The 19,798-nt window shown below is 54.2% G+C and carries 20 protein-coding genes; 6 read left to right on the top strand and 14 right to left on the bottom strand.

Annotated features, from left to right (window positions below; all coding sequences use genetic code 11):
- Positions 1 to 9 precede the first annotated feature (9 nt).
- Both ACUY4S_RS22690 and ACUY4S_RS22685 read left to right on the top strand, forming a co-directional pair.
- Complete coding sequence (locus ACUY4S_RS22690; RefSeq protein ID WP_312691530.1) at positions 10 to 768, top strand: CDP-diacylglycerol diphosphatase; 759 nt, start codon at positions 10 to 12, stop codon at positions 766 to 768.
- 73 nt (positions 769 to 841) lie between these two features.
- Entirely contained in the window at positions 842 to 2,146 is a 1,305-nt protein-coding gene (locus tag ACUY4S_RS22685) for an SLC13 family permease (RefSeq protein ID WP_458022954.1), read from the top strand.
- A gap of 48 nt (positions 2,147 to 2,194) precedes the next feature.
- Here ACUY4S_RS22685 and tpiA read toward each other — a convergent pair whose 3' ends face one another.
- The gene (gene tpiA, locus ACUY4S_RS22680) at positions 2,195 to 2,962 is read right to left on the bottom strand and encodes a triose-phosphate isomerase (protein ID WP_312691532.1); all 768 of its coding nucleotides are present in this window, start codon (positions 2,960 to 2,962) and stop codon (positions 2,195 to 2,197) included.
- Between the two features lie 106 nt (positions 2,963 to 3,068).
- On the bottom strand, positions 3,069 to 3,665 hold the full coding sequence (locus tag ACUY4S_RS22675; protein WP_312691533.1) for a YiiQ family protein: 597 nt from the start codon (positions 3,663 to 3,665) through the stop codon (positions 3,069 to 3,071).
- Positions 3,666 to 3,778: 113 nt separating this feature from the next.
- Between ACUY4S_RS22675 and ACUY4S_RS22670 the strand changes: the two genes are divergently transcribed.
- The gene (locus ACUY4S_RS22670; RefSeq protein WP_312691534.1) at positions 3,779 to 4,198 is read left to right on the top strand and encodes a DUF805 domain-containing protein; all 420 of its coding nucleotides are present in this window, start codon (positions 3,779 to 3,781) and stop codon (positions 4,196 to 4,198) included.
- Here ACUY4S_RS22670 and fpr read toward each other — a convergent pair whose 3' ends face one another.
- The 4 genes from fpr to ACUY4S_RS22650 form a co-directional block, all read right to left on the bottom strand.
- Positions 4,199 to 4,945: a ferredoxin--NADP(+) reductase gene (gene fpr, locus ACUY4S_RS22665; RefSeq protein ID WP_312691535.1), complete on the bottom strand. Its 747-nt coding sequence runs from the start codon at positions 4,943 to 4,945 to the stop codon at positions 4,199 to 4,201.
- A 96-nt stretch (positions 4,946 to 5,041) separates the two neighbouring features.
- A complete protein-coding gene (glpX, locus tag ACUY4S_RS22660) occupies positions 5,042 to 6,052 on the bottom strand; it encodes a class II fructose-bisphosphatase (RefSeq protein WP_312691536.1) in 1,011 nt (336 codons plus the stop codon).
- Positions 6,053 to 6,159: 107 nt separating this feature from the next.
- Positions 6,160 to 7,668, bottom strand: a complete 1,509-nt coding sequence (gene glpK, locus ACUY4S_RS22655; RefSeq protein WP_312691537.1) for a glycerol kinase GlpK — start codon at positions 7,666 to 7,668, stop codon at positions 6,160 to 6,162.
- A 21-nt stretch (positions 7,669 to 7,689) separates the two neighbouring features.
- On the bottom strand, positions 7,690 to 8,538 hold the full coding sequence (locus tag ACUY4S_RS22650) for an MIP/aquaporin family protein (RefSeq protein ID WP_312691538.1): 849 nt from the start codon (positions 8,536 to 8,538) through the stop codon (positions 7,690 to 7,692).
- A gap of 480 nt (positions 8,539 to 9,018) precedes the next feature.
- Between ACUY4S_RS22650 and zapB the strand changes: the two genes are divergently transcribed.
- Positions 9,019 to 9,264, top strand: coding sequence for a septal ring assembly protein ZapB (zapB, locus tag ACUY4S_RS22645; protein WP_312691539.1), 246 nt, complete (start codon positions 9,019 to 9,021; stop codon positions 9,262 to 9,264).
- A 98-nt stretch (positions 9,265 to 9,362) separates the two neighbouring features.
- On the opposite strand, the gene rraA is transcribed toward zapB, so the two are convergent.
- The 7 genes from rraA to priA all read right to left on the bottom strand — a co-directional run bounded on the left by rraA (position 9,363) and on the right by priA (position 17,327).
- The gene (rraA, locus tag ACUY4S_RS22640; protein WP_312691540.1) at positions 9,363 to 9,848 is read right to left on the bottom strand and encodes a ribonuclease E activity regulator RraA; all 486 of its coding nucleotides are present in this window, start codon (positions 9,846 to 9,848) and stop codon (positions 9,363 to 9,365) included.
- Between the two features lie 92 nt (positions 9,849 to 9,940).
- Positions 9,941 to 10,870, bottom strand: coding sequence for a 1,4-dihydroxy-2-naphthoate polyprenyltransferase (gene menA / locus ACUY4S_RS22635; protein ID WP_458022955.1), 930 nt, complete (start codon positions 10,868 to 10,870; stop codon positions 9,941 to 9,943).
- Between the two features lie 66 nt (positions 10,871 to 10,936).
- Complete coding sequence (gene hslU, locus ACUY4S_RS22630; RefSeq protein ID WP_312691542.1) at positions 10,937 to 12,268, bottom strand: ATP-dependent protease ATPase subunit HslU; 1,332 nt, start codon at positions 12,266 to 12,268, stop codon at positions 10,937 to 10,939.
- Positions 12,269 to 12,277: 9 nt separating this feature from the next.
- Positions 12,278 to 12,808, bottom strand: coding sequence for an ATP-dependent protease subunit HslV (hslV, locus tag ACUY4S_RS22625; RefSeq protein WP_312691543.1), 531 nt, complete (start codon positions 12,806 to 12,808; stop codon positions 12,278 to 12,280).
- A 91-nt stretch (positions 12,809 to 12,899) separates the two neighbouring features.
- Positions 12,900 to 13,889, bottom strand: a complete 990-nt coding sequence (gene ftsN, locus ACUY4S_RS22620; protein WP_312691544.1) for a cell division protein FtsN — start codon at positions 13,887 to 13,889, stop codon at positions 12,900 to 12,902.
- 95 nt (positions 13,890 to 13,984) lie between these two features.
- Positions 13,985 to 15,010, bottom strand: a complete 1,026-nt coding sequence (gene cytR / locus ACUY4S_RS22615; protein WP_312691545.1) for a DNA-binding transcriptional regulator CytR — start codon at positions 15,008 to 15,010, stop codon at positions 13,985 to 13,987.
- A 124-nt stretch (positions 15,011 to 15,134) separates the two neighbouring features.
- Positions 15,135 to 17,327: a primosomal protein N' gene (priA, locus tag ACUY4S_RS22610; RefSeq protein ID WP_458022956.1), complete on the bottom strand. Its 2,193-nt coding sequence runs from the start codon at positions 17,325 to 17,327 to the stop codon at positions 15,135 to 15,137.
- Between the two features lie 207 nt (positions 17,328 to 17,534).
- Between priA and rpmE the strand changes: the two genes are divergently transcribed.
- Positions 17,535 to 17,747, top strand: coding sequence for a 50S ribosomal protein L31 (gene rpmE, locus ACUY4S_RS22605; protein WP_039055221.1), 213 nt, complete (start codon positions 17,535 to 17,537; stop codon positions 17,745 to 17,747).
- A 303-nt stretch (positions 17,748 to 18,050) separates the two neighbouring features.
- Here the strand turns inward: rpmE and metJ are convergent, their stop codons facing one another.
- Complete coding sequence (gene metJ / locus ACUY4S_RS22600) at positions 18,051 to 18,368, bottom strand: met regulon transcriptional regulator MetJ (protein ID WP_015960995.1); 318 nt, start codon at positions 18,366 to 18,368, stop codon at positions 18,051 to 18,053.
- Between the two features lie 268 nt (positions 18,369 to 18,636).
- Between metJ and metB the strand changes: the two genes are divergently transcribed.
- Complete coding sequence (gene metB, locus ACUY4S_RS22595; protein ID WP_312691547.1) at positions 18,637 to 19,797, top strand: cystathionine gamma-synthase; 1,161 nt, start codon at positions 18,637 to 18,639, stop codon at positions 19,795 to 19,797.
- Position 19,798 lies beyond the last annotated feature (1 nt).

Below are 19,798 nucleotides of genomic sequence, written 5' to 3'. Positions count from 1 at the left end.
AGCGGAAATATGAAAACAGCTCGTCGCATCGCGGTTGCTCTGTTGGTGCTGGCCGTATTGGCCGGGGCAGGAGCCTGGTATTGGCTTAAGAGTAGCGGCAATCCTAATGCCTTACGTCAGATAGTCCTGGAGCAATGCCTGCCGAATGCCCGCGAGCATCACTCCCCGGAACCTTGCGCGCAGGTTAACCAAAAAAGCGGCTATGTACTGATGAAAGATCGCAACGGCCCGCTCCAATTTTTGCTGATGCCGACTTACCGCATCAACGGTACGGAGAGCCCGCTGTTGCTCGATCCTGCGACCCCCAATTTCTTTTGGCAGGCATGGCAATCCCGCGATGTGATGAGCAAACAGCGCGGCAGTAAAGTGCCGGAAAACGCCATCTCTCTGACAATTAACTCGCGTACCGGGCGCACGCAAAACCATTTCCATATTCATATTTCCTGCCTGCGTTCAGACGTGCGCGCTCAGCTTAATGACAATGCGGCCCGCATTAGCAGCCAGTGGCTGGATTTCCCCGGCGGTTTGCGGGGTCATCACTATCTGGCGCGCCGCGTGACCGAGGCGGAGCTGGTACAGCGCAGCCCGTTCCTGATGCTGGCTGAAGAAGTGCCGGAAGCGAAAGCCCATCTGGGGCGCTTTGCGCTGGCGATGGCGCAGCAGGCCGATGGCTCCTTTATTTTGCTGGCAACGGAGCGAAACTGGCTGGCATTTAACCGTGCTTCGGCTGAGGAAATTCAGGATCATCAATGCGATATTCTGAAATAGCCCCACCATAATTCGCGTTTACTCCTCCTGCCTGTCGCCGTAGACTTGCTGAAAAAATCTACAGGAGACAGGCATGTCGCTCTGGTTTACACATCCTCTGTTCCTTCCCTCTGTGATTGTCGGTATCACCATCGTGTTGTGGGCCACTTCACTGCTGCCGGAGTTTATTACTGCGCTGTTGTTTTTTACGGCGGCGATGGTGGCAAAAATCGCGCCCACGGACGTCATCTTTGGCGGTTTTGCTTCCTCCGCTTTCTGGTTGGTGTTCAGCGGCTTTGTGCTGGGCGTCGCCATCCGTAAAACCGGGCTGGCAGATCGGGCGGCGAGGGCGCTATCGGCGAAACTGACCGACTCATGGCTGCAAATGGTCGCCAGCGTCGTGCTCTTGAGTTATGCACTGGCTTTTGTCATGCCTTCGAATATGGGACGCATTGCGCTGTTAATGCCGATTGTCGCAGCGATGGCTGCACGCGCGGGCATTCACGAGGGGACGCGCCCCTGGTACGGACTGGCGCTGGCGGTGGGATTTGGCACGTTCCAGCTTTCCGCTACTATTCTGCCTGCAAACGTACCTAACCTGGTGATGAGCGGTGCGGCAGAAGGCTCATACGGTATTCACCTTAATTATGTGCCGTACCTGCTGTTGCACACGCCGGTTCTGGGGATCCTGAAAGGCATGATCCTGATTGGCCTGATTTGCTGGCTGTTCCCGGGCCAGCCGCAAGCGCCACGTGAACAGTTGCCTTCACAGCCAATGAGTCGACAGGAGAAACGCCTGTCGTGGTTACTGGCTGTAGTGCTGACACTGTGGGTGACCGAAAGCTGGCATGGCATTGGCCCGGCGTGGACGGGCCTGGCGGCGGCCTGCGTGACGCTGTTGCCGCGTGTCGGGTTTATTAATGGCGATGAGTTTTCCAGCGGGGTGAACATTCGCACTTGTATTTATGTTGCCGGGATCCTGGGTCTGGCGATCACCGTGACGCAGACTGGCATCGGTAACGCGGTGGGTGATGCATTGCTGCATGTCATGCCACTCGATCCCGACCGGCCGTTCACCAGCTTCCTGGCGCTGACGGGCATCACCACGGCTCTGAATTTTATTATGACTGCGAACGGAGTTCCTGCGCTGTTTACTACGCTGGCGCAGAGTTTCTCCGAGGCGACCGGTTTCCCACTGCTGTCGGTCATTATGATCCAGGTGCTGGGCTACTCGACGCCGCTATTGCCTTATCAGGCGTCGCCGATTGTAGTGGCGATGGCGCTGGGAAAAGTACCTGCGCGTGCGGGGATGTTGCTGTGTCTGGCGCTGGCGGTGGCGACGTATCTGGTGTTGTTACCGCTGGATTACGCGTGGTTTAGCGTACTGGGGAGACTCTGAATAAACCTCTCCCCGGCAGGGGGAGAGGTAGTAAGCAGCTAACAGCGATTAGGCCTGTTTTGCTGCTTCGGCTGCTTTTACGATCACGGCAAATGCGTCTGCTTTCAGTGACGCGCCGCCAACCAGTGCGCCATCAATGTCCGGCTGGGTGAACAGCTCTGCAGCATTGCCAGCGTTAACGGAACCGCCGTACTGAATGATCACTTGCTCAGCCACTTTCGCGTCTGCTTTGGCAATGTGATCACGAATAAATTTGTGAACAGCCTGTGCCTGTGCCGGGGTGGCGGATTTGCCAGTGCCGATAGCCCAAACCGGTTCGTAAGCAATGACTGCGCCTTCGAACGCAGCTGCGCCCTGCGTTTTCAGTACTGCGTCGATCTGACGTGCACACACTTCTTCCGTTTTACCGGCTTCGTTTTCCGCTTCGGTTTCGCCGATGCACAGTACAGGGATCAGACCCTGCGCTTTCAGAACCGCAAATTTTTTGGCGATGAATTCGTCAGACTCCGCGTGGTAAGTACGACGCTCAGAGTGACCAATAATGATGTATTTCGCGCCAATATCTTTCAGCATTTCGGCAGAGGTTTCGCCGGTGAATGCGCCAGACAGGTTAACGTCAACATTCTGCGCGCCCAGTACGATGTGGCTACCGTCAGCAGCATGCTTAGCCAGATCCAGGTACATTTCAGGTGGGGCAATAGCAACGGCACAGCCTGTTACGCCGGCCAGTTCGGTACGCAGATTAGCAACCAGTTCGTTTACCATGTGGCGGCTGCCGTTCAGTTTCCAGTTACCCATCACTAAAGGATGTCGCATTTTTACTCTCCACGCGCTTGGCGAATTAAGGAATATGGCCGCCCCTGGGGGCAGCATGTCTGTGAAACAGTATAGAGATTCATCCCCTGAAAGGCTTTGCTTTTTGTCATTTATTGTTACCTTCAAGGGCCTCAGATAACGCCAGCTTAATCGGTTCAACAGCGAAGGTCAGCCCCTTTTCGCCGTTATCTGCTACCACATAGCGGATCGCGCCTTCCGTTTCGGCGTAGTAGGGTTTGCCTTTGCCATTCGTCAGCAACTTTTGCAGCTTCTGTACACTTTGCGCGCTGGTCAGCGTTGGCGAAAATTCGCGAATAAACGCCGCCATATACTCCTGTGCTTTCGATTTTGCCGCTTTTTGCTCCGGCCCTTGCACGGGTAGCCAGGTGATCTGCATTGATTTGATTTTCAGCGTGCCTTGCTCCAGCGCCGTGGAGGCGTAGAGGTTTTCATTGATTTTCGTTGCTGCGCGGGTCAGGCTTTTGTCGCCGTCACTGTCTACTGCACGAAATTCATTTAGCACAAGCGTAGGATTGTCGTTATTAAACTTCTCGCGAAACTGGCTAATAGATTGATCAAACGTCGGCGCGCCCGGCAGTAAATAGGGCGCAGTCGCCACCGTTGGTGTGTCTTCCGCCATGGCGGGCGAGCAGAAGACCAGCGCTGAAAATAGCAGCCAAATTTGATAACGCCACGCTTTCATTAACATCGTCCTCTGTACAGTTTGCTCACGATTAAAACGATAACAGACGGGCTTGTCAAAAACTCCCGCCGCCAGGGTAAACTACGCAGCATTACGATAATAAGGAACCTTACATGGGCATACAGCAGTGGTTGTTTTCCTTCAAAGGGCGCATCGGGCGTCGTGATTTTTGGATTTGGATCGTGCTCTGGGTCGTGAGCATGACGGTGCTGTTTGCACTGGCAAACAGTGGCATGCTTGATTTTCAGATGGCGGCTTTTTTGCTGGTGTGTCTGGTCTGGCCGACGGCCTGCGTGATGGTAAAACGTCTGCATGACAGAGGGCGTCACGGTGCGTGGGGATTTCTGATGGTGCTGGCGTGGATGCTGCTTTCCGGCCATTGGGAAGTTCTGAATGAGACTATGGCGTGGGTGGTGGGACGCCTGATCCCGGTAGTGATTGTGGTGATGATGCTGATTGACCTGGGCGCGTTTATCGGCACCCAGGGAGAAAACAAATACGGCAAGGATACGCTGGAAGTAAAATTCCGCTGATCACCAGTAATGTTCAGCAGTAATGTGCCCCGGTCGACGGCGAAGATGTTTCGCCATTTGCCGGGTATCTTTCAGCAATTGCGTGGTATCGCGCACCATCTGCGGGTTGCCGCACAACATCACATGGCTGGTTTCCGCGTTGATCGGTAGCCCGACGGCCTCTTCCAGCGCGCCGCTGGTAATCAACGCCGGTATGCGCCCGGTCAGTGAACCGGAAAGCGTTTCCCGGCTGACGACGGTTTGAATACGTAATTTACCTTCGTAGCGTTTTTGCAGCTCCAGCATCAACGGTAAATAGCTTAAATCTGCCGCGTAGCGTACCGCGTGAACCAGCACCAGATTTTTAAAGCGCTCAAGATCTTTCCCTTCCTGCAAAATCGACAGATACGGCCCAATCGCCGTTCCGGTCGCCAGCATCCACAGCGTTTCGCAGTCTGGAACCTCTTCCAGCACGAAAAATCCAGCGGCTTCGCTGACCATCAGAATTTCATCGCCGGGTTGCAGCGCTGCCAGACGCGGGCTCAATTTCCCTTCCGGAACAGTCACGAGGTAAAACTCAAGGTCGGGGTTGCCTGGCGCATTCACATAGGAATAAGCGCGTTGAACACGCTCGCCGTCAATTTCCAGCCCAAGTTTGGCGAATTGCCCGGCAGTGAAGGGGAGAACGGGGGCACGTACGGTGAGGCTAAACAGCGCATCGGTCCAGAATTGTACCTTTGTGACTTTTCCTGTTACCCAGTCCGCCATGGTTATCTCCTGTTCTGTTGCGTTGCTTTATCTTCATGCTTGCGGTGTGAGATTTCCAGCCCGCCGGGGCCGGAAAGCTCAATTGAACAAATACCCTTACAGTATATGACGCTGCACATCCGGATCTTTGCGATCAAGATAGTGAATGGATTGGATACGGCGAATGGTGCGTGATTTGCCGCGGATCAGCAGCGTTTCGGTGGTGGCGATATTCCCCTTACGGGTAATGCCATCCAGCAGATCGCCTTTAGTAATGCCGGTCGCGGAAAAGATCACATTGTCGCTACGCGCCATTTCGTCCAGACGCAGGACATTTCCGGCTTCGATCCCCATACCGCGGCAGCGTTTTAGCTCCTGCTCGCCAATCCGGCGATTCTCTTCGCTGTCGCCTTTGACCTGATGGCGAGCCAGCAGGCGGCCCTGCATATCGCCATCAAGCGCGCGGATCACTGCGGCAGAAACGACCCCTTCCGGGGCGCCGCCAATGCCGTACAGCACATCCACTTCACTGTCTGGCATACAGGTCAGGATCGAGGCCGCCACATCACCATCGGGAATGGCAAAAACACGCACACCCAGTGTTTGCATCTCTGCAATGGTAGTATCGTGGCGCGGTTTCGCCAGAATTGTCACCGTCAGCTCGCTCAGCGGTTTGCCCAGCGCGTTCGCAACATTACGCAGGTTATCCGCCAGTGGCAGGTTAAGATCAATAGCGCCTTTGGCTCCCGGCCCGACAATCAGCTTCTCCATATACATATCCGGCGCATTGAGGAAACAGCCTTTATCGCCTACGGCCAGCACGGCCAGTGCGTTGGCCTGCCCCATGGCCGTCATGCGGGTACCTTCAATCGGATCGACCGCAATATCAACGGCATCGCCTTTACCCGTGCCCACTTTTTCACCGATAAACAACATCGGCGCTTCGTCAATTTCCCCTTCGCCAATGACAATGGTTCCGTCGATATTGACGTTATTGAGCATAATACGCATGGCATTGACCGCCGCGCCGTCAGCTGTGTTTTTGTCGCCGCGTCCCAGCCATTTGTAGCCAGCCAGCGCCGCAGCTTCAGTAACACGGGAGAATTCGATGGCAAGTTCTCGTCTCATAACAAACTCTATAGTGAAAGAAATTGAGCGAAGTTTATCACAGCGAGAGGGGGAGGGTGGCCGGGCAGACGCCCTCTCACCGTGAGTGAGAGGGCGTTGTAAAGGGATTACTCGTCGCGCTCTTCCCATGCCAGTGCACGTTTAACGGCTTTTTTCCAGCCGCTGTAGCGGAAGTTACGCTCCGTGGTTTCGATACCCGGGCGGAATTCGCGCTCAATGACGGCTTTTTCCTGCAGCTCATCCAGATTTTGCCAGAAACCGACAGCCAGACCAGCCAGATACGCCGCACCCAGCGCCGTCACTTCACGCACTTCAGGACGTTCCACGCGGGTGCCAAGAATATCGGACTGGAACTGCATCAGGAAGTTGTTCGCCACTGCGCCGCCATCCACACGCAACGCGTGTAAACGGATGCCGGAGTCAGCCTGCATCGCTTCCAGCACGTCACGGGTCTGATAAGCAATAGACTCGAGCGTGGCACGAATGATGTGGTTGGCGTTAACACCACGGGTCAGGCCAAAGATGGCACCGCGGGCATACGGATCCCAGTATGGCGCGCCAAGGCCAGTAAACGCAGGCACGACATACACACCGTTGGTGTCTTTCACTTTGGTGGCGAAATATTCGGAGTCGAATGCATCGCTGAGCAGCTTCATCTCATCACGCAGCCACTGAATGGACGCACCCGCCATAAACACCGCACCTTCCAGCGCATAGTTCACTTCGCCTTTCGGGCCGCAGCCAATGGTGGTCAGCAGGCCATGCTCGGATTTCACGGCTTTCTCACCGGTGTTCATCAGCATAAAGCAGCCGGTGCCGTAGGTGTTTTTTGCCATCCCTTCTTTAACGCACAGCTGGCCAAACAGCGCTGCCTGCTGGTCACCGGCAATACCGGCGATAGGAATACGCGTGCCGCCTTTGCCGCCAATGTTGGTCTGACCGTAGACTTCGGATGATTTACGCACTTGTGGCAGCATGGCGCGCGGAATATCCAGCGCGTCCAGCATCTTGTCATCCCAGTCCAGCTCGTGAATGTTGAACAGCATGGTACGCGAGGCGTTGGTGTAATCGGTCACGTGGACGCGGCCCTGGGTCATTTTCCAGATAAGCCAGGTATCGACCGTACCGAACAGCAGTTCGCCGCGTTTGGCGCGCTCACGGGAGCCTTCGACATGGTCGAGGATCCACTTCACTTTGGTACCGGAGAAGTAAGGGTCAACCACCAGGCCGGTGGCGTTACGCACATACTCTTCCATGCCGTCGCGTTTCAGTTTTTCGCAAATATCAGCCGTACGGCGGCACTGCCATACAATGGCGTTATAAATGGGCTTACCGGTTTCGCGCTCCCAGACAATTGCAGTTTCACGCTGGTTGGTAATTCCGATAGCGGCGATTTGGTCTGAACTGATGTCGGCTTTCGCTAACACTTCCACCAGCGTGGAGCTTTGCGAGGCCCAGATTTCCATCGGGTCATGTTCAACCCAGCCTGGCTTCGGATAAATTTGTTCAAATTCACGCTGTGAAACGCTGATGATGTTGGCGTCATGATCCATCACCACGGCGCGGGAGCTGGTAGTGCCCTGGTCGAGCGCAACGATATATTTTTTGTCAGTCATGGTTATGTTCCCGTAGTCACATTACAGCGAAGCTTTTTGTTGAGTGGTGGAGGCGGTGCCTTTTTCTTCCGCAGCCTCACTGGCATCGGACGGCAGATGGCGACCAATCAATTTACGATAACCGAATGCGCCTAACGCCGCCCCTACAATCGGCCCAAACAACGGCACGAGGAAGTAGGGAATATCTTTACCGCCGGTAAACGCGACGTTACCCCAGCCCGCAAGCCAGGCGAAGGTTTTCGGCCCGAGGTCACGTGCCGGGTTCATGGCGAAGCCCGTCAACGGTCCCATCGATGCGCCGATCACGGCAATCAGCAGGCCGATCAGCAACGGCGCCAGCGGACCACGCGGAATACCGTTACCATCATCGCCCAGCGCCATAATCACACCCATCAGAACGGCGGTAATCACCATTTCAACGGCGAAAGCCTGTACAAAATTGATGTGCGGGTTCGGGTAAGTTGAGAAAATACCAGCCAGATCAAGGCTTTCTACGCTACCGCGCACCATGTTGTGTGTTTGTTCAAAGTCGAGGAAAAGATTGTAATAAAGCCCGTAAACAAGTGCAGCCGCGCAAAACGCGCCGGCAAACTGAGAAATGATAAAAGGAACAACTTTACGTCCGTCAAAACTGGCGAAGAGCCACAATGCAATCGTCACTGCCGGGTTGAGATGCGCGCCGGAAACCCCTGCGGTCAGGTAGATGGCCATCGCCACGCCCAGACCCCAAATAATACTGATTTCCCATTGACCAAAGGTGGCACCAGCCACTTTTAGTGCCGCGACACAGCCCACACCGAAGAAAATCAACAACCCGGTGCCGAGAAACTCGGCGATGCACTGGCCTTTTAAGGTTGATGTTTGACTCATAATCGGATCCTGCAAAAGTTTAGTGGTTATTGTTAGCACGGAGGTACAAGGCCGCCATGATGTCGTGTAGACATAGTGTTAATTTATCGTTAACGAGCAAAAACGAGAAATATCGAAATTAAAATGTGTGTACTGCGTCAATAAAATGAGCGTTTTCGAGCGCTAGTGCGCATTTTTGCATCATGGAGAAATGAGAGCTGAATCATTTTTGTAACCGGGGAATTAACAATTTATAGATAGATGCGTGTCTTGCACCAGGAGCAGACTGAAAAGTGTTGCAAAGCGCAAACAGCGCGGCTCTACGCTGGACAGGGGCTGGTGGGCTTCATACAATCGGTAACAAGCGAAATACGCTCATATTCATAAGGCGTCACCAATCGTTGGGACGAGGATTTTAAAGACACGTATCATTCGGCGGGCTACGGGTTTCGCCGAAGAGTGAAGTGAATATCCATCAACGCCTTGCAACTCAGGAGAGGTATGACAATGTCATTAGAAGTATTTGAGAAACTGGAAGCGAAAGTGCAGCAGGCGATTGATACCATCACGCTGTTGCAGATGGAAATCGAAGAGCTGAAAGACAAAAACAACAGCCTGGCTCAGGAAGTGCAGTCCGCACAGCAGGGTCGTGAAGAGCTGGAGCGCGAAAACCACCAGTTAAGAGAGCAGCAACACGGCTGGCAGGAGCGTTTGCAGGCATTGTTAGGGCGCATGGAAGAAGTCTGATTACGCTTTCTTTCGCCTAATCGCCAGTCCATGCCGGATAAGCGTAGCGTTATCCGAAATGATGAAAATAAAAAAGGGCGCCTGTCGGCGCCCTTTTTTTATTCGATATCCAGTGGATCTTCCGACAGGATAATGCCGGTGTTGTCGGCGTAGAGATGGTCGCCGGAGAAGAAGGTGACGCCGCCAAAATTGACGCGAACATCGCTTTCGCCAATGCCTTCGCCCGTAGCACCAACCGGAATTGCGGCAATCGCCTGAATGCCGATATCCAGTTCTTCAAGGTCGTCTACCTGGCGCACCGCACCATAGACCACAATGCCTTCCCACTCGTTTTGCACTGCAGTGCGCGCGAGATCGGCATCGATTAACGCCCGGCGCACCGAGCCGCCGCCGTCTACCAGCAGGATTCGACCACGGCCATTTTGTTCGAGCAGATCGTACAGCAACCCGTTGTCCTCGAAACATTTCACTGTGATGATTTGCCCGCCAAAAGATGACCGTCCGCCAAAATTGGAGAACAGAGGTTCCACGACGTTGATCTCTTCCTGGTAGATATCACAAAGCTCAGAAGTATCGTATTTCATAGGCTTAACGTTTAGTTGCTGCGAGAGTTGTCAGTATATCGCGCATCGCGCATTGTTGGCAAAATCATCAATTGTTAATTGACATTAATCAGTTATAAATGTGCCTGGCTGAGCATAATTCCCATCACAAACAAAAGGTTAGTCAGGAGTGCTCCTTTTACGGTACGTTCAAGCATTGGCGGCATAGCGCGGGGATCGCGCTCGCGCAGGACAAAACGGGCCTGTTTTATTAACAACGGCGCGGCAAGAAGAAACAGCCAGCCCCATGGGCTGTGCAACGAAAGCAGGTTAAACAGCGCCAGGCACAGCAGCGCGCCCGCCAGCAGGCCAGCATGATAGCGCCGTGCGTTTACGGGGCCTAAACGTACTACCAGCGTGTTCTTACCGTTGTCACGGTCGCTGTCGATATCACGCAGGTTATTGATGTTCAAAACTGCCGTCGCCAGCAGACCGCAGGCGGTGGCAGGAAGGATCACGGCAGGGATCAGCATATGGGTTTGCAGATACCAGCTCCCGATTACGCTCAGCCAGCCAAAGAACACCAGCACAGAGACATCGCCCAGCCCAATATAGCCATACGGGCGTTTACCGACGGTATAAGTGATCGCGGCGACAATTGATAAACCGCCGAGGATCAGAAAGCCCACAAAATCGGTCATGGTCTGTGTCGCTGCGGTGACCAACAACAATCCGGAAATGCAGCTCAGCGCAATGATCACCATTAATGCGCGCTTCATTTGCGCAAGTGAAATGGCGCCTTTTTGCATTCCGCGCAGCGGCCCGATGCGGTCCGGCTTGTCGCTGCCTTTCACCGCATCGCCATAGTCATTAGCGAGGTTAGACAAAATTTGCAGCAAACCGGCGGTCACCAGTGCAAGTAACGCCACCAGCGGATCGAAAAAGCCCTGCCACCAGGCCAGCACTGTGCCGACGATAATGGCCGCGAAGGCCAGCGGCAGTGTTTTCGGGCGCAGGCTTTCTAACCAGGCTTGGGTACGGCTCAGAGATTGCGTTTCGTTCATAAATTAGGCCAACAAAAATGGGGGCATAAGCCCCCATCGAATGTGATGAAAACGTTGTGGCCGTGATTATAAGATAAAACGGCTCAGATCTTCATCTGCCACTAAAGCATCAAGATGTTTACTCACATAGTCTGCATCAATGATGATTGTCTCACCGCCCAGATCGCTGGCATCGTAGGAAATATCTTCCATCAAGCGTTCCAGCACGGTATGCAGACGACGCGCACCAATGTTTTCTGTGGTTTCGTTCACCTGCCATGCCGCCTGGGCGATACGTTTGATGCCATCATCCGTAAAGTCGATGTTGACACCTTCAGTCGCCATTAACGCTTTGTACTGCACGGTTACCGACGCGTTTGGCTCGGTCAGAATACGTTCAAAGTCATCGGCGGTCAGCGCCTGCAGTTCTACACGAATCGGCAAACGCCCCTGTAGTTCCGGGATCAGATCCGACGGGCTGGCAATCTGGAATGCACCAGAGGCGATAAACAGAATGTGATCGGTTTTCACCATCCCGTGCTTGGTCGACACAGTACAACCTTCGACCAGAGGCAGCAGATCGCGTTGCACACCCTCGCGGGACACATCCGGGCCGGAGGTGTTGCCGCGCTTACAGATCTTGTCGATTTCGTCGATAAACACGATCCCGTGCTGCTCAACCGCATCAATAGCATCTTGTTTCAGCTCTTCCGGGTTAACCAGCTTCGCCGCTTCTTCCTCAATCAGCAGCTTCATCGCGTCTTTGATTTTCAATTTACGCGGTTTCTGCTTCTGGCCGCCCAGATTCTGGAACATGGATTGCAACTGGTTGGTCATCTCTTCCATGCCCGGAGGCGCCATGATCTCGACACCCATTGGCGCGGCAGCAAGATCGATTTCGATCTCTTTATCGTCTAGCTGGCCTTCACGCAGTTTTTTGCGGAAAGACTGGCGCGCAGCAGAAGGCTCAGCCGCCTGCTCGGGTTGGCCCCAGTTGTTTTTGGCCGGAGGGATCAGCACGTCGAGAATGCGCTCTTCCGCCATTTCTTCTGCACGGTAGCGGTTTTTCTCGATCGACTGGCTGCGTACCATTTTCACGGCGGCATCGGTTAGATCGCGGATGATAGAATCCACTTCTTTACCTACATAGCCCACTTCGGTGAACTTGGTCGCTTCAACTTTGATAAACGGCGCGTTGGCGAGTTTTGCCAGGCGGCGGGCAATTTCCGTTTTACCCACACCGGTTGGGCCGATCATAAGAATGTTTTTTGGGGTGACTTCATGGCGCAACTCTTCGTCAAGTTGCATACGACGCCAGCGGTTACGCAGAGCAATCGCTACGGAACGCTTGGCGGCGTCCTGGCCGATAATGTGTTTATTCAGTTCGCTGACAATTTCGCGTGGGGTCATTTCAGACATGGGAAATCCTTACGCTTCAGAGGATAATTCTTCGATGGTATGGAAGTGGTTGGTGTAAATGCAGATATCGCCTGCAATACCCAACGCCTTCTCAGCAATTTCACGCGCGCTCAGCTCGGTGTTTTCCAGCAACGCACGGGCTGCGGCCTGGGCGTATGGCCCGCCGGAACCGATGGCGATCAGATCGTTTTCCGGCTGCACCACATCGCCGTTACCGGTGATGATGAGAGATGCCGTTTCATCTGCGACCGCCAGTAAGGCTTCCAGTTTGCGCAGCATACGATCGGTACGCCAGTCTTTTGCCAGTTCCACGGCGGCTTTCACCAGATGACCCTGGTGCATTTCCAGCTTGCGTTCGAACAATTCAAACAGGGTGAAAGCATCGGCGGTGCCGCCAGCAAAACCGGCGATCACTTTGTCGTGATACAGGCGACGGACTTTTTTCACGTTGCCTTTCATCACAGTGTTACCCAGTGTGGCCTGGCCATCACCGGCGATAACGACATGGCCGTTACGGCGTACGCTTACTATTGTTGTCACGAGCAGACCCCTTGGTTACAAATGCAGATTACAGACCCCATACGTGGTATGGGGCAGAATGCAATTATAGATGGGGGGGATTTCGGGGGTTTCAACCCCCGGAGGCAAGACGGATACAGTTTGTATGGCCGGCCATTTTCAGGCGGCTAATGGTGGAGTCGGCATTCTCTTTGCCTCTGATCGGACCAATGACTACGCGATTCCAGCCATTATTGGCGGTAATCCGCGAATCGAAGCCTTCAAACGCCAACTGCGCACGTACCGTTTCTGCCTGATCCTGGCCTTTAAACGACCCACACTGAACCAGCCAGCGGCGATCGTCTTTCTTCTCCGCCGTTTGCGGCTTGGGCGCTTCTGCTTCACGCGTTATTGGCGCCGCCTGCTGCGTTTTCGGCTGCGCAGCCGAGGTATGCGGCGGCGTTTGTAGCAGATCCTGATATGGCTGCGTGGTCGTTACGGGTTTCTGTTGCTGCGCCTGCCGTGGCTGCGCGGCAGCTTGCGTATTGCGTGCAGGCTGCTGCACCGGTTGCTCGGTGATACGCGCCTGTGTTCTGGGCTGCTGTACTGGCTGCGTCCACTGCTGCTGTTGTACTTGTTGCTGTGCCTGACGCTGGCGTTGCAGTGTTTGCTGACGCTGTTCGGCGGTCTGCTCGTTCCACGGTACTTCGTTAAGCTGTGTCGGCTGCTGGCGCATATCCGCCTGCATTTGCGCTAACAACTGTCGTTGTTCATCCGTGAGCTGATCCGGGTTTTTCACTTCGCCACCCGCCGACGGCTCGGTAGGTGCGCGCACGCCAGGCTGACGGCTCTCCAGCTCTTTAATATAGCGCCAGCGCTCTTCCGGTTTCGGCGGCAGGCCGTTACCGGTGACTTTGGTGTTTTGCAGCGCTTCAGATTCTTCTTTCTTGTGGTGCGTAATAAAGTACAAACCACCGATAAAGGCAACCAACACGGCGGCCGCAATGGCGACCATAGCCGGAGAGACCGCAGACTGACTGCGTTGCTTATTCCTTGAGTTACTCTTTTTGCGCCGCGAAGGAGCCGACTGGCTGCCGCGGCGTACATAATCTCGTTGTGCCACTATCGTTTCGCTGTCTTTATTTCGTTTATCAGCCCGCCATGTTACTTAAGCGACGGGCTTTTGACCAGAAGAGGGAGTCCGAAAGCCCCCCGGCTTTACTTCAGCGGCTGGGTTGAACCACGCAGGACCAGTTCGCAATCCAACAGGCGCGATCCACTGCTGACGTTATGCCCCTGCAATTGCTCAAGCAGTAATAACATCGATTCACAGCCAATCTCGTAGCGAGGCTGCGCAACGGTGGTCAGCGGCGGCTCGCAGAACTGCGCCAGCGCGATATTATCAAAACCGATAATGGAGAGATCCTGAGGGACTTTCAAACCGCGCTGTTTCGCCTGAGAAAGCGCGCCGAGCGCCATTACATCGCTGTGGCAGAAAACTGCTGTTGGCGGTTTTGGCAGTGTCATGAGTTGTTCCAGCGCGTGCGCGCCCGCTTCATAGGTAAAATCGCCGCGCACAATATAGTGAGGATCCACCACGGTGCCTGAACGGCGCAGCGCCTGCACGTAGCCCTGCAACCGGTAGTGGCACAGCAGCAACTCTTCCGGCCCGGCAATACACCCAATAAGGTGGTGCCCTTGCTCTTGCAGATAATTAACGGCATTAAACGCGGCGGTCAGGTTATCAATGTGAACCGTGGGCAGCTCCAGCTCGGGCGCAAATTCATTCGCCATAACCATCGGCGGTAAATTGCGCTGTTCTTCAATGCTGGCGTCAAAAGGAAGACGCGATCCCAGCAACAGCATGCCATCGATTTGTTTGGTGATAATCAGATCAATAAAGGTCTTTTCCTGCTGATTCTGATGTGCGCAGTCGCCAATTAACACCAGGTAGCCGTGACTGGCAGCTGTGACTTCGATACCACGAATGATTTCGCTGAAAAAGGGATCGCAAATATCCGGCACAATTACCAGGATGGTGCGTGATTCATTGCGTTTGACGTTGCGTCCCGTCGACTGGGGTAAATAACCCACTTCCATCGCCGCCTGCTCAACCCGATTGCGGGTAGCTTGCGCCACTTTGTCCGGATTCATTAACGCACGGGATACGGTTGCCGTAGAAACCTTTGCTTTCATGGCAACATCTTTCATGGTCGCTGCCGCAACCTGATTTTTGGGTTTCACCTTATTCTCCTCGCATGCACGGCGCAGGCGTAGTTACATTTTTATCAGATAGTTAAGCCCATCGGTTACAGAATTTTCATGAAAAGTGTGATGAATCTTGAATTTTTCGAGCTGCCTTCCAATATCAGCTTTCGATTGGGTCGACATCCAGAACCCATTTCACCCGTCTCGCTTCCGGTAGCGTGTTAATTAGCGCCAGCGCACCGTTTATTATGTGCTGCAGACGAATACGGGAAGGGTGCTGCAAGAGGATTTGCCAGCGATAGCGTCCGGCACGTTTTGCTGCCAGAGCGGGTACCGGGCCGAGGATCCACAGCTGGTTATCAGCGAGCGGGCTGGCCTGCAACAAATTCCTCAGCTGCTGTAGGAACAGCGGAGCCTGCTGATTGTTTTGATCTTCCGCGCGAATAAGAACATGGCTGGTCCAGGGGGGAAGTTGCATGGCCTGCCGTTCTGCCAGCGCCTGTTCTGCAAAAGTGTCATAACCTTTATGCAGCAATGTCAGCAGTAAAGGGTGTTCCGGGTGATGAGTTTGCAGCACCACTTCGCCCTGTTTCCCGGCACGTCCGGCACGGCCTGAAACCTGGGTATAAAGCTGAGCAAAGCGTTCGGCGGCACGGAAGTCAGCCGAAAATAGTGCACCATCGACATCCAGCAGCGCCACCAGCGTCACATCCGGGAAGTGGTGGCCTTTGGCCAGCATTTGGGTGCCAATCAGTATGCGCGCACCGCCGCGATGAACTTCCGCCAGATGCTGCTCCAGCGCACCTTTACGGCTGGTGGTATCGCGGTCGATGCGTGACACCGGCACACCAGGAAACAGCGGGGCCAGTACCTGCTCCAGCTGTTCGGTACCGAGGCCGACAGGCAGCAAGTGCGTGGAGCCGCAGGATGGGCACTGACGTGGAACGGGACGCTGGCTATCACAATGGTGGCAGCGCAGGTGCCGTTGCGCCTGGTGGAACGTGTAATAGTGATCGCAGCGTGGGCATTCCGCTATCCAGCCACAATCATGGCACAGCAGGGCCGGCGAGAAGCCGCGGCGGTTAAGAAACAGGATCACCTGATTGCCCGCCTGCAAATGCTGACGCATGCGGTTAATTAACGCAGGCGCCAGCCCGGCCTGTAACTGTTGACCTTTCATATCCAGCACGTGTTGCGCTGCCGGGCGGGCATTACCCGCCCGGCAGGTCAGCCGTAGCAGGTTGTATTTACGTACGCGCACGTTATAGAGCGTTTCCAGTGCCGGGGTGGCCGAGCCAAGAATAATCGGGATTTGCTCACTGTGGGCGCGGTAGACCGCCAAATCGCGGGCATGATAGCGCCAGCCTTCCTGCTGTTTATAAGAGCTGTCGTGTTCTTCATCGATAACGATCACACCGAGGTTTTTAAACGGTGTAAACAGGGAGGAGCGCGTGCCGATCACAATGGCTGCTTCGCCGCTTTTGGCTTTCTGCCAGGTTATGAGCCGTTCGCTGTCATTCAGCCCGGAATGCAGAACTTCTACCGGCGCATTAAAGCGTTCGCGAAACCGGGCAATGGTTTGCGGCGTTAAACCGATTTCCGGCACCATCACCAGCGCCTGTTTGCCCTGCGCCAGGACATTTTCCAGCACGCTCAGATAGACTTCCGTCTTGCCAGAGCCCGTGACCCCCGCCAGTAGCCAGGCGGAGAAGCGATCGGCCGCGCTGTGGATCGCGCCTACCGCCGTGGCCTGTTCGGTATTCAGCCGCAGGCGATCGCCGCTGACGGCAAAGCTGCTGCGCCAGTCGCTAAATGTGGGCGCTTCGCTGTTCATCTCTGCAAGGCCTTTCGCGCGCAGTGCTTGCAGGGTGACGCTTTTCAGATCAAGCGCGGCTAACTGATGTTGCCAGATTTTACCTTTACGCAGCGCGGATAAAGCCTGCTGCTGCCTGGGCGACTTTACACGGTTGATGTCGGTCGCCAGGCCTTGTTCAGTGGCGAACCAGTAGCCCTGAAATTCAGCGCTCGCGGGTTTGGTTTGCCGCATCAATACGGGAAGCGCGTTAAACAGTACATCGCCAATCGGGTGATGGTAATACTCTGCCGCCCACAACAGCAGGCGCCATACCGAGGGAGAAAACGACGGTTCGCTATCAAGCACTTCATCGACGCGTTTTAAGTCGGCGAGCGGCAACTCGCTGTTGTCACTGACGGCGACCACGATGCCAACGCGATGCTGAGTACCAAATGGCACACGCACGCGACAGCCTGCGCTGACGGACATGTCATCTGGCAGCAGGTAATCAAAGGTGCGGGGCAAAGGCACAGAAAGTGCAACGTGGGCGACGGGCATCTCATTTTCCTGGCTTGAAAACTGGCGGGTTAGTATACACATTGTCTGGAGTTGCAAGCTGAACAGTTTGCATGTGTTGACCAATTTCTGTATGATTCGCCGCCTTTGATGCGTATTTGACGTGCCAAAGATACACTTATACTTTAACTCGCGTGGTGTCTGGCGTTAGGGCTGGAAGAGCGACGCGGCCTTAAACTGAGGTTTCCCATGAAAAAAGGTATTCACCCGAATTATGTAGCTATTACTGCAACCTGTTCTTGCGGTAATGTGATCAAAACCCATTCTACCGTGGGTCACGACCTGAACCTGGACGTGTGCGGCAACTGCCACCCGTTCTTCACGGGTAAACAGCGTGTTGTTGATACCGGTGGTCGTGTTGAGCGTTTCAACAAACGCTTCAGCATCCCGGGCAGCAAATAAGTTGCCAGTCGAAAAAAGCGCCGGAAGGCGCTTTTTTTGTGTCTGAATTATCCCGCAGGGAGGTATTTTTGTGATTGGCATCACAAAAATATTGCTCTGAACAAAAAATGAGCATATCCTTTTCATCGTTGAGCACTGTGAACAAGGCGTGAGGAAAGGTGAGTAATATGCTGACTGCAATGAAAAACGTATTTATGTCTTATCTGTTATCGCTGGCAGAAGTGCACCCGGAAGTGACGCGCTTCTAAACCATCAGATTTTTAAACAAAAAGGGCGGAAGATTTCTTCCGCCCTTTTTGTTTATCAGTATTCCCACGTATCCGGGTCGATACCCAGCTCGCGCATGATCACTTTTGCCGCTTCGGGAATTTCATCGCTGCGCTCTTTACGCAGATCTTCATCGTTTGGCAAAGGTTGACCCGTGAATGCATGCAAAAACGCCTCGCACAGCAGCTCGCTGTTGGTGGCGTGACGCAGGTTATTCACCTGACGACGAGTACGTTCATCAGTGAGGATCTTCAACACCTTAAGAGGAATGGAAACTGTAATTTTCTTTACTTGTTCACTCTTCTTGCCGTGCTCAGCGTATGGGCTGATATATTCGCCGCTCCATTCAGCCATGAGATACCTTTAATCCTCTCAGTCATTAGTCTAAGACTCAGGTCTCTGCACCTGAGCCATCATCCCGCGTAGTTTACCGTAGAGTCATCAACCTGACACGGTGTATCGCGTGGCGGTGTCATACTAAAGCATATAATTTTAACGGCTATTATGCCTTTGCTCAATCTATACGCAAAGAAGTTTAGATGTCCAGATGTATTGACGTCTATTGTTGCAGTGTTTACTCTGTGCGCAGACTTTTCATCCATTAAGCCAGGAAGCCTTCACCATGACGCGTAAACAGGCCACCATCGCAGTGCGTAGCGGATTGAACGATGACGAGCAGTACGGTTGCGTTGTCCCGCCGATCCACCTCTCCAGTACCTATAATTTCACCGGTTTTAATGAACCACGTGCGCATGATTATTCGCGTCGTGGCAACCCAACGCGTGATGTTGTGCAGCGTGCGCTGGCGGAACTGGAAGGCGGCGCAGGCGCGGTGATGACCAATACCGGCATGTCGGCTATCCATCTGGTGACCACCGTCTTTTTAAAACCGGGCGATTTATTGGTGGCACCGCACGATTGTTACGGCGGAAGTTATCGCCTGTTTGATAGTCTGGCAAAGCGTGGCTGTTACCGTGTGCGATTTGTCGATCAGGGGGATGAGAAGGCGCTGAAAGCCGCGCTGGCAGAAAAACCGAAACTGTTGCTGGTCGAAAGCCCGAGCAACCCATTGTTGCGTGTCGTGGATATTGCGAAAATCTGTCAGCTCGCCAGGGAAGCTGGCGCTGTCAGCGTTGTGGACAATACGTTCCTGAGCCCGGCGTTGCAAAACCCGCTGGCACTGGGTGCCGATCTGGTTTTGCACTCTTGCACCAAATACCTGAACGGGCATTCCGATGTGGTGGCAGGCGTGGTGATCGCTAAAGATGAAGCCACTGTCACTGAACTGGCATGGTGGGCGAATAACATTGGCGTCACCGGAAGCGCCTTCGACAGTTATCTGTTGCTGCGTGGCCTGCGCACATTGTCGCCGCGTATGGAAGTCGCCCAGCGTAATGCCCAGGCGATCGTTGATTTCCTGAAAGAGCAACCGCTGGTGAAAAAGTTGTACCATCCTTCTTTGCCGGATAATCAGGGGCATGAAATTGCTGCGCGCCAACAAAAAGGCTTTGGTGCGATGTTAAGTTTTGAACTGGATGGCGACGAGCAGACGCTGCGCCGCTTTCTGAGCGGGTTATCGCTCTTTACGCTGGCAGAATCGTTAGGCGGGGTCGAAAGCCTCATCTCGCATGCCGCCACGATGACCCATGCGGGCATGGCGCCGGAAGCGCGTGCCGCCGCCGGGATCTCTGAGACGCTGTTACGCATCTCTACCGGTATCGAAGATAGTGAAGATCTAATTGCCGATCTGGAAAATGGCTTCCGGATCGCCGCTGAGGGGTAAA

Source organism: Kosakonia beeri (assembly GCF_054165705.1).
This window is presented reverse-complemented; position numbering and strand designations above follow the sequence as displayed.

Coding starts and splice junctions, on each gene's coding strand:
- rraA (WP_312691540.1), bottom strand. CDS start 9,848: ATGAAATACGATACTTCTGAGCTTTGTGATATCTACCAGGAAGAGATC.
- menA (WP_458022955.1), bottom strand. CDS start 10,870: ATGAACGAAACGCAATCTCTGAGCCGTACCCAAGCCTGGTTAGAAAGC.
- tpiA (WP_312691532.1), bottom strand. CDS start 2,962: ATGCGACATCCTTTAGTGATGGGTAACTGGAAACTGAACGGCAGCCGC.
- ACUY4S_RS22675 (WP_312691533.1), bottom strand. CDS start 3,665: ATGAAAGCGTGGCGTTATCAAATTTGGCTGCTATTTTCAGCGCTGGTC.
- metB (WP_312691547.1), top strand. CDS start 18,637: ATGACGCGTAAACAGGCCACCATCGCAGTGCGTAGCGGATTGAACGAT.
- metJ (WP_015960995.1), bottom strand. CDS start 18,368: ATGGCTGAATGGAGCGGCGAATATATCAGCCCATACGCTGAGCACGGC.
- ACUY4S_RS22690 (WP_312691530.1), top strand. CDS start 10: ATGAAAACAGCTCGTCGCATCGCGGTTGCTCTGTTGGTGCTGGCCGTA.
- zapB (WP_312691539.1), top strand. CDS start 9,019: ATGACAATGTCATTAGAAGTATTTGAGAAACTGGAAGCGAAAGTGCAG.
- glpK (WP_312691537.1), bottom strand. CDS start 7,668: ATGACTGACAAAAAATATATCGTTGCGCTCGACCAGGGCACTACCAGC.
- ACUY4S_RS22685 (WP_458022954.1), top strand. CDS start 842: ATGTCGCTCTGGTTTACACATCCTCTGTTCCTTCCCTCTGTGATTGTC.
- fpr (WP_312691535.1), bottom strand. CDS start 4,945: ATGGCGGACTGGGTAACAGGAAAAGTCACAAAGGTACAATTCTGGACC.
- rpmE (WP_039055221.1), top strand. CDS start 17,535: ATGAAAAAAGGTATTCACCCGAATTATGTAGCTATTACTGCAACCTGT.
- glpX (WP_312691536.1), bottom strand. CDS start 6,052: ATGAGACGAGAACTTGCCATCGAATTCTCCCGTGTTACTGAAGCTGCG.
- ACUY4S_RS22670 (WP_312691534.1), top strand. CDS start 3,779: ATGGGCATACAGCAGTGGTTGTTTTCCTTCAAAGGGCGCATCGGGCGT.
- priA (WP_458022956.1), bottom strand. CDS start 17,327: ATGCCCGTCGCCCACGTTGCACTTTCTGTGCCTTTGCCCCGCACCTTT.
- hslU (WP_312691542.1), bottom strand. CDS start 12,268: ATGTCTGAAATGACCCCACGCGAAATTGTCAGCGAACTGAATAAACAC.
- ACUY4S_RS22650 (WP_312691538.1), bottom strand. CDS start 8,538: ATGAGTCAAACATCAACCTTAAAAGGCCAGTGCATCGCCGAGTTTCTC.